Source organism: Pseudomonas sp. Pseusp3 (assembly GCF_047304225.1).
GTDB classification, from domain to species: domain Bacteria; phylum Pseudomonadota; class Gammaproteobacteria; order Pseudomonadales; family Pseudomonadaceae; genus Aquipseudomonas; species Aquipseudomonas fluorescens_CD.
On sequence record NZ_JBGLYV010000178.1, the window covers coordinates 1 to 6,890 of the forward strand.

The 6,890-nt window shown below is 61.0% G+C and carries 7 protein-coding genes; all 7 read left to right on the forward strand.

All coding sequences use genetic code 11. The annotated features are described in order from the left end of the window. Positions 1–181: 181 nt before the first annotated feature. The 7 genes from ACCD00_RS29820 to ACCD00_RS29850 all read left to right on the forward strand — a co-directional run bounded on the left by ACCD00_RS29820 (position 182) and on the right by ACCD00_RS29850 (position 6,804). Complete coding sequence (locus ACCD00_RS29820) at positions 182–799, forward strand: cytochrome b/b6 domain-containing protein (RefSeq protein ID WP_413428795.1); 618 nt, start codon at positions 182–184, stop codon at positions 797–799. Further along, positions 796–1,587, forward strand: a complete 792-nt coding sequence (locus ACCD00_RS29825; RefSeq protein WP_413428796.1) for a molybdopterin-dependent oxidoreductase — start codon at positions 796–798, stop codon at positions 1,585–1,587. The genes ACCD00_RS29820 and ACCD00_RS29825 overlap by 4 nt, the downstream gene beginning before the upstream one ends. Positions 1,588–1,640: 53 nt before the next feature. Then, a complete protein-coding gene (locus ACCD00_RS29830; RefSeq protein ID WP_413428797.1) occupies positions 1,641–1,910 on the forward strand; it encodes a pentapeptide MXKDX repeat protein in 270 nt (89 codons plus the stop codon). A gap of 376 nt (positions 1,911–2,286) precedes the next feature. Further along, positions 2,287–2,799, forward strand: a complete 513-nt coding sequence (gene fae / locus ACCD00_RS29835) for a formaldehyde-activating enzyme (protein WP_008043405.1) — start codon at positions 2,287–2,289, stop codon at positions 2,797–2,799. A gap of 10 nt (positions 2,800–2,809) precedes the next feature. Then, the gene (locus ACCD00_RS29840; protein WP_413428798.1) at positions 2,810–3,844 is read left to right on the forward strand and encodes an aldo/keto reductase; all 1,035 of its coding nucleotides are present in this window, start codon (positions 2,810–2,812) and stop codon (positions 3,842–3,844) included. Further along, the gene (locus ACCD00_RS29845; RefSeq protein ID WP_413428799.1) at positions 3,841–5,274 is read left to right on the forward strand and encodes an NAD-dependent succinate-semialdehyde dehydrogenase; all 1,434 of its coding nucleotides are present in this window, start codon (positions 3,841–3,843) and stop codon (positions 5,272–5,274) included. Before ACCD00_RS29840 ends, ACCD00_RS29845 begins: the two co-directional genes overlap by 4 nt. Before the next feature lie 165 nt (positions 5,275–5,439). After that, entirely contained in the window at positions 5,440–6,804 is a 1,365-nt protein-coding gene (locus ACCD00_RS29850; protein ID WP_413428800.1) for an MFS transporter, read from the forward strand. Positions 6,805–6,890: the final 86 nt, after the last annotated feature.

Consider the following 6,890-nt stretch of genomic DNA (forward strand, 5'->3'; position numbering starts at 1 on the left):
GCGCAGTGTCAGTCAACATTGATAGCGACTGACACTGCGCTTTCGCGAGCAAGCCCGCTCCCACAGGGTTCTCGGTGTTCGTTGGGAGCGAGTTATCACAATTAATTTAACTCTGCGTGAGGATTTGGCGATCTTCCCGCTCCCATAATCGGCCCCAACGAACAACAAACGGGAGCCGGACATGTCGCAGACCACTGCTTCACCCAAGTCCAGTCATCCACGCTGGCTACGCCTGACCCATTGGCTCAATGCCCTTGCGGTGCTGGTGATGGTCACCAGCGGCTGGCGCATCTACAACGCCTCGCCGATCTACGAATTCAGCTTTCCCAAGGCGATCACCCTCGGCGGCTGGCTGGGCGGCGCGCTGCAATGGCATTTCGCGGCGATGTGGTTCCTGGCGATCAACGGCCTGATCTACCTGGCCTTCAACCTGTTCAGCGGACGCCTGAAGCGGCGGTTTTTCCCGGTTTCGCCCAAAGGCGTGCTGCAGGACCTGTGGGCCGCGTTACGCGGAAAACTCGGGCACGCCGACCTCAGTCATTACAACCAGGTGCAACGCGTCGCTTACCTGTTCGTGATGGTCGACATCACGCTGCTGGTGCTCTCCGGTCTGGTGTTGTGGAAGTCGGTGCAGTTCCCGCTGTTGCGTGAATTGCTGTTCGGTTACGAAGGCGCGCGCCGTGTGCACTTCTTCGCCATGGCGCTGTTGGTGGCCTTTGTCGCGGTGCACCTGGTGATGGTCGCGCTGGTTCCGAAAACGCTGTTGGCCATGATCGTCGGCCGCAAGGAGCAGGTATGAAAAAGCGCATTCAGGTACCCGGGCTGGACGAGGCCTCGATCCTCACCGACGCCCGCAAGATCCTCGCCCCGCAAATCGAAGACCGCTCGCGCCGTTCGTTCCTGCTGCGCGGCCTGACCCTCGGTGGCGTGGCCATGTTGTCCGGCTGCAACATCACCGACAACGACAACGACAGCGTCGAGACTGCGCTGTCGTCCATGTCGCGCTTCAACGATCGGGTCCAGGGCTGGCTGTTCAACCCCAACGCGATGGCGCCGACCTATCCCGAGTCGATGATTACCCGGCCGTTTCCCTTCAATGCCTTCTACGGCATCGACGAGGCGCCGACGGTGGAGGAGGAGAGCTATCGCCTGGAGGTCACCGGCCTGGTCGCCGACAAGCGCAGCTGGCGCCTCGAAGAACTGCGCGCCATGGCGCAGACCGAGCAGATCACCCGGCACATTTGCGTCGAAGGCTGGAGTGCGATCGGCCGTTGGGGCGGCGTGCGTTTCAGCGATTTCCTCAAGCGCATCGGCGCCGACACCGATGCCAGGTACGTCGGTTTCAAATGCGCCGACGACTACTACACCAGCATCGACATGGCCACTGCGCTGCATGCGCAAACCCTGCTGACACTGACTTATGACGGCGAGGTGCTGCCGCGCCAGTACGGCTTCCCGATGAAGCTGCGCATGCCCACCAAGCTGGGCTACAAGAACCCCAAACACATTCAGGCGATTTTCGTCAGCAACACCTACAGCGGCGGTTTCTGGGAAGACCAGGGCTACAACTGGTTCGGTGGCAGCTGATGAACGTGCGAAACATTCACCGTCCGCAAACCCGTGCTCCAAGGAGATTCATCATGAAAAAGTTGACCACCGTTGTTCTGTCCATGTGCCTGGCCGTTGGCGCTGCCAGTGTTTTTGCAGCCGATACGATGAGTAACGACAGCATGAGCAAGGATTCGATGTCCAAGGACGCCATGTCCAAGGATGCGATGAAAAAAGACGCGATGAAAAAGACCGACTCGATGTCCAAAGACAGCATGTCCAAGGATGCAATGTCCAAGGACACGATGAAAAAAGAAGCGATGTCCAAGGATGCGATGAAAAAAAGCGAAATGTCGCAGTAAGTCCAGACAACCGCGATCCATTGTAGGAGCGAGCTTGCTCGCGATGGTGTATCAGTCAGCCCGTCATCGACTGACACTCCATCGCGAGCAAGCTCGCTCCTACAGGGGGTCGTGTTGTGCAGGGGTATGACTTGAAGTCATACCCTCATGACTTTTAATGGTTACAGCCCCGCCAACCCCCGGTGTTAAAAAATCGCAAACCAGCTCATCAACAACAAAAAAGAGCGTTTGCAACCATGACTCATCATCACTGCCGCGTCTTCGCCAGCGTTCTGCTGCGCTCTTCGAACCCGAACATTTGCCAGCGTGTGCCCCGTGCATGCGTGCGCTTCTGACACCCAAAAAATCCTCTGCGTCCTGATAAGAGTAACGACTCATGAAAGAACTCGACCTGTACATCGGTGAAGGTTTCGAAGGCCCGGGCGTGAACGCCGCACACATCAACATCCTGATCGGCCCGCGCAACGGCCCGGCAGGGCAGGCGTTCGCCAACAGCCTGGCCTCGCCAAGCCAGGGACACTGCCCGTTCATGGTGATCGCCCAGCCGAACATCCCGGTCAAGCCGATGACCCTGTATGTGAACAAGGCCGCGATCAGCAGCGACCTGCACGGCAACGCCACCTGGGGCGCGTCCCAGGCCGGCATCGCCAAGGCGGTTCTCGAAGCGCTGCTCGACGGCACCCTGCCGCCGGAAGCCGAGGACGAGTGGGCCATCGTGACGGCCAACTGGGTCAACCCGGCCTGCGACGACCTCGACGCCGTGTACCTGAACAACTACAACGCCTGCCGCACCGCGATCCGCGCCGCCCTGACCGGCAAGCCGGAAACCGCGCAACTGGCCGATGTGGTCAATCACATCAGCAACCCTTTCTACACGCCAAAAGCCTGAGGTCCGCGCCATGCAATACATCCGTTTGGGCAACTCCGGCCTTGAAGTCTCCCGCCTGTGCCTGGGCACCATGAACATGGGCACCCCGGACTGGAAACCGTGGATCTTCGATGAGAAGAAAAGCGAACCGATCGTCAGGCACGCCCTGGATAACGGCGTGAACTTCATCGACCTGGCGGACTTCTATTCCGCAGGTGTCGGCGAGGAAGTGGTGGGGCGCATCGTCAAGCGCCTGGCCCGTCGCGAAGACCTGGTGATCACCACCAAGGTCGGTTACGGCACCCGCTCCGGCATCAACGCCAGCGGCCACTCGCGCAAGCACATCATGGACAGCATCGATGCTTCACTGAAGCGCCTGGACATGGATTACGTCGACGTTTTCATGCTGCATTACTTCGACGTGAACACCCCGGTCGAAGAAACCATGAGCGCCATGAACGACATCGTGCGCTCCGGCAAGGCCCGCTATATCGGCGTGTCGACCATGCTCACCGGGCAGTTGGCAAAGATCCTCATGGCCTGCGAGCGCAATGGCTGGGTCAAGCCGATCAACATGCAGCTGCAATTGAACTGCGCCTACCGCGAAGAAGAACGCGAGATGATCCCGTTCTGCCGCGACCAGGGCCTCGGTGTCTCGGTGTTCAGCCCGTTGGCGCGAGGCCTGTTGACGGGGGACGCACAATCGACCCGCAATCAGACCGACTTCTTCACCCAGCAGATGTACAGCGACGAAGCCTCGTTCGAAATTGCCCATTCGGTGCAACGCGTGGCCCGTGCCCGCGGTGTGTCCAATGCGCAGATCGCCCAGGCGTGGGTGGCCAACCATCCGGGCGTGGATTGCATGCTGGTCGGCGCCGACACCACCGAACAGTTCGACAGCGCCCTCGCAGCGCTGGAGACCAAACTCGATGCTGAAGAGCTGCACGAGCTGGAACGCAATTACACGCCGTGTGACGTGATCAACGATTACACCGCCGGCAAACGAATCCTGCGTACCGCCCGTCCGGGCCTTGAGCGCTTCAACCTGACCGAGGCCGTGGCATGAGCGCGTTGATCCGTCACGGCAACTTCATCGATGGCCAATGGTCCAGCGGTGGCGCCACGTACCCGGTGCTGAACCCGGCCAACGGAGAGCTGATCGCCGAGGTGCAAAAGGCCGGCGCTGAAGAAACTGATTTGGCTATCGAAGCCGCCAACCGTGCATTGCCAGCGTGGCGCAAGCTGACCGCCAAGGAACGCAGCCAGCGCCTCAAGCGCTGGAGCGAACTGATGCTGAGCAACCAGAAGGACCTGGCCACGCTGCTCAGTCGCGAACAAGGCAAGCCACTGGCCGAAGCCATGGGCGAAGTGGTCTACGCCGCAAGCTTCCTGGAGTGGTTCGGCGAGGAAGCCAAGCGTGCCTACGGCGACGTGATCCCCAGCCACAAGGCCGATGCGCGGATCATCGTGGTCAAGGAAGCCATCGGCGTGGTGGCGGCGATCACCCCGTGGAACTTCCCGTTGGCCATGGTCACCCGCAAGGTCGGCCCGGCGCTGGCCGCCGGTTGCACGATGATCCTCAAACCCTCGGAAGAAACCCCGTTGTCGGCCTTTGCGTTGGCGGTGCTGGCCGAGCAGGCCGGGATTCCGGCCGGGGTGTTCAACATCGTTTCCGGCGATGCGGTGGCGATTGGCGGCGCGCTGCAAGCGTCCAGCGTTGTGCGCAAGCTGTCGTTCACCGGCTCGACCCGCACCGGCAAATTGCTGATGCGCCAGGCCGCCGACACCTTGAAAAAGGTCTCTCTGGAACTGGGCGGCAACGCGCCGTTCATTGTGTTCGACGATGCCGATCTGGATGCGGCGGTGAAAGGCGCAATGGCTTCGAAGTTCCGCAACACCGGGCAAACCTGCGTCTGTGTAAACCGCTTCTTCATTCAGGACGGCGTGTACGAAGCCTTTACCGGCAAACTCGCTGAAGCCGTAGCGGCCATGCGTGTCGGCAGCGCCCTGGACGGCGAAACCGAACAAGGTCCGCTGATCAACAGCGCTGCGCTGGCCAAGGTCGAACTGCACGTGAGCGACGCGGTGGAGAAGGGCGCCAAAGTCTTGTGCGGCGGCCGTCGTCATGCGCTGGGCGGCACGTTCTACGAACCGACCATCCTCGCCGAAGCCAACAGCGAGATGTTGATCGCCCAGGATGAAACCTTTGGTCCGGTGGCTGCCTGCTTCCGCTTCAAGGACGAAGCCGAGGTGCTGCAAAAGGCCAACGACACGCCGTTCGGTTTGTCGGCCTACTTCTACAGCCGCGACATCGGCCGCGTCTGGCGCATGGCCGAAGGCCTGGAAGCCGGCATGGTCGGGATCAACGAAGGGATCATTTCCACGGAAGTGGCGCCGTTCGGCGGCATCAAGGAATCGGGCCTGGGTCGCGAAGGATCGAAGTACGGTCTGGATGACTACCTGGAACTCAAATACCTGTTGATGGGTGGTCTGTAAGCGCCACGCCGCCCCCCTGTAGGAGCGAGCCTGCTCGCGATGGACGTCAACGATAACGCTGGGAGCCTGACACCCCGCGGTGCCCTGAAGTCCATCGCGAGCAAGCTCGCTCCTACAGGGATACACGTTTCATTTCTCCATCAATAACAACAACTGGAGACGAACATGTCCGTAACACCGGTAAAAATCGATGACCTGCCCATCGGCCGCTTTCACATCAAGATCGCCGGCCTGACCTTCGGCGCACACTTCACCGACGGCTACATCCTCGGCCTGATCGGTATCGCCTTCACCCTGCTGAGCCCGCAGATGCAACTGGATGCATTCTGGCAGGGCCTGATCGGCGCTTCGGCCCTGATCGGCCTGTTTCTCGGCAGCCTGTTCTTCGGCTGGATTTCCGACAAGGTCGGCCGGCAGAAAATCTTCCTGGTCAGTTTCATCCTGATCACCGTCGCTTCGGTGATGCAGTTCTACGTGGAATCGGCGATGGCGCTGTTCCTGTGCCGGGTGCTGATCGGCATCGGCCTGGGCGGTGACTTCAGTGTCGGCCACGCCATGCTCGCTGAGTTCGCACCGAGAAAGCACCGTGGTGTGTTGCTCGGCTCGTTCAGCGTGATCTGGACGTTTGGCTACGTCGCCGCGACCTTCGTCGGCACCGCCATGCTCAGCCTCGGCGACGATGCCTGGCGCTGGATGCTGGCTTCGTCGGCGATCCCGGCGGCACTGATCCTGATTGCCCGTATCGGCACCCCGGAATCGCCCCGCTGGCTGGTCAATCAGGGCCGCATCGCCGAGGCCGGCGCCATCGTCAAGAAACACCTGGGCGACCACGTCGAACTCGACGAAACCCCGTCCAGCGAAATCCGCTCCGGTTACGCCGTGCTGTTCAGCCGTGAATACCGCAAGCGCACGGCGTTCAACTGCCTGTTCTTCGTGTGCATCGTGATGCCGTACTTCGCCATCTACACCTTCCTGCCGTCGATCCTGCAGAAAATGGGCCTGGCCGAAGGCTTCGGCACCGAACTGATGTTGAACATGTTGCTGATCCTCGGCGCGCTGATCGGCATCTGGTGCACCATCAAGTTCACCCGGCGCGGGTTCCTGATCAACTCGTTCATCATTCTGGCGGTAGCGTTGTTCCTGCTGGCGGTGTTGCCGGGTAGCGCGGCATGGCTGATGGTGCTGGTGTTCGGCGTGTTCACCCTGGTGCTGTCGGCGGTGAGCAACCTGGTGGGCGTGTTCCCGGCCGAGAGCTTCCCGACCGAAGTGCGTGCCAGCGGTATCGGCCTGGCCACGGCGGTGAGTCGCCTGGGTTCGGCGATCAGCACCTTCCTGTTGCCGGTGAGCGTGGCGGGGATCGGTTTGAGCCCGACCATGGGCATTCTCGCGGCGATCCTGGCCATCGGTGCGTTGCTTTCGTGGGCGTGGGCACCGGAGACCAAGTCGTTGACCTTGAGCCAGGCGTGCAAGGCGCAGAGTCCGGTTGAGGGTCAATCGCCGGTGGCGGTGAAAGTGGCAGCGCCGGTCTGACTGACTGTTGCAGATCCAAATGTGGGAGCGGGCTTGCTCGCGAAAGCGGTGTGCCAGCCAACATCAATAGCGACTGACACGACGCC

Coding starts and splice junctions, on each gene's coding strand:
- ACCD00_RS29850 (WP_413428800.1), top strand. CDS start 5,440: ATGTCCGTAACACCGGTAAAAATCGATGACCTGCCCATCGGCCGCTTT.
- ACCD00_RS29830 (WP_413428797.1), top strand. CDS start 1,641: ATGAAAAAGTTGACCACCGTTGTTCTGTCCATGTGCCTGGCCGTTGGC.
- ACCD00_RS29820 (WP_413428795.1), top strand. CDS start 182: ATGTCGCAGACCACTGCTTCACCCAAGTCCAGTCATCCACGCTGGCTA.
- ACCD00_RS29840 (WP_413428798.1), top strand. CDS start 2,810: ATGCAATACATCCGTTTGGGCAACTCCGGCCTTGAAGTCTCCCGCCTG.
- fae (WP_008043405.1), top strand. CDS start 2,287: ATGAAAGAACTCGACCTGTACATCGGTGAAGGTTTCGAAGGCCCGGGC.
- ACCD00_RS29825 (WP_413428796.1), top strand. CDS start 796: ATGAAAAAGCGCATTCAGGTACCCGGGCTGGACGAGGCCTCGATCCTC.
- ACCD00_RS29845 (WP_413428799.1), top strand. CDS start 3,841: ATGAGCGCGTTGATCCGTCACGGCAACTTCATCGATGGCCAATGGTCC.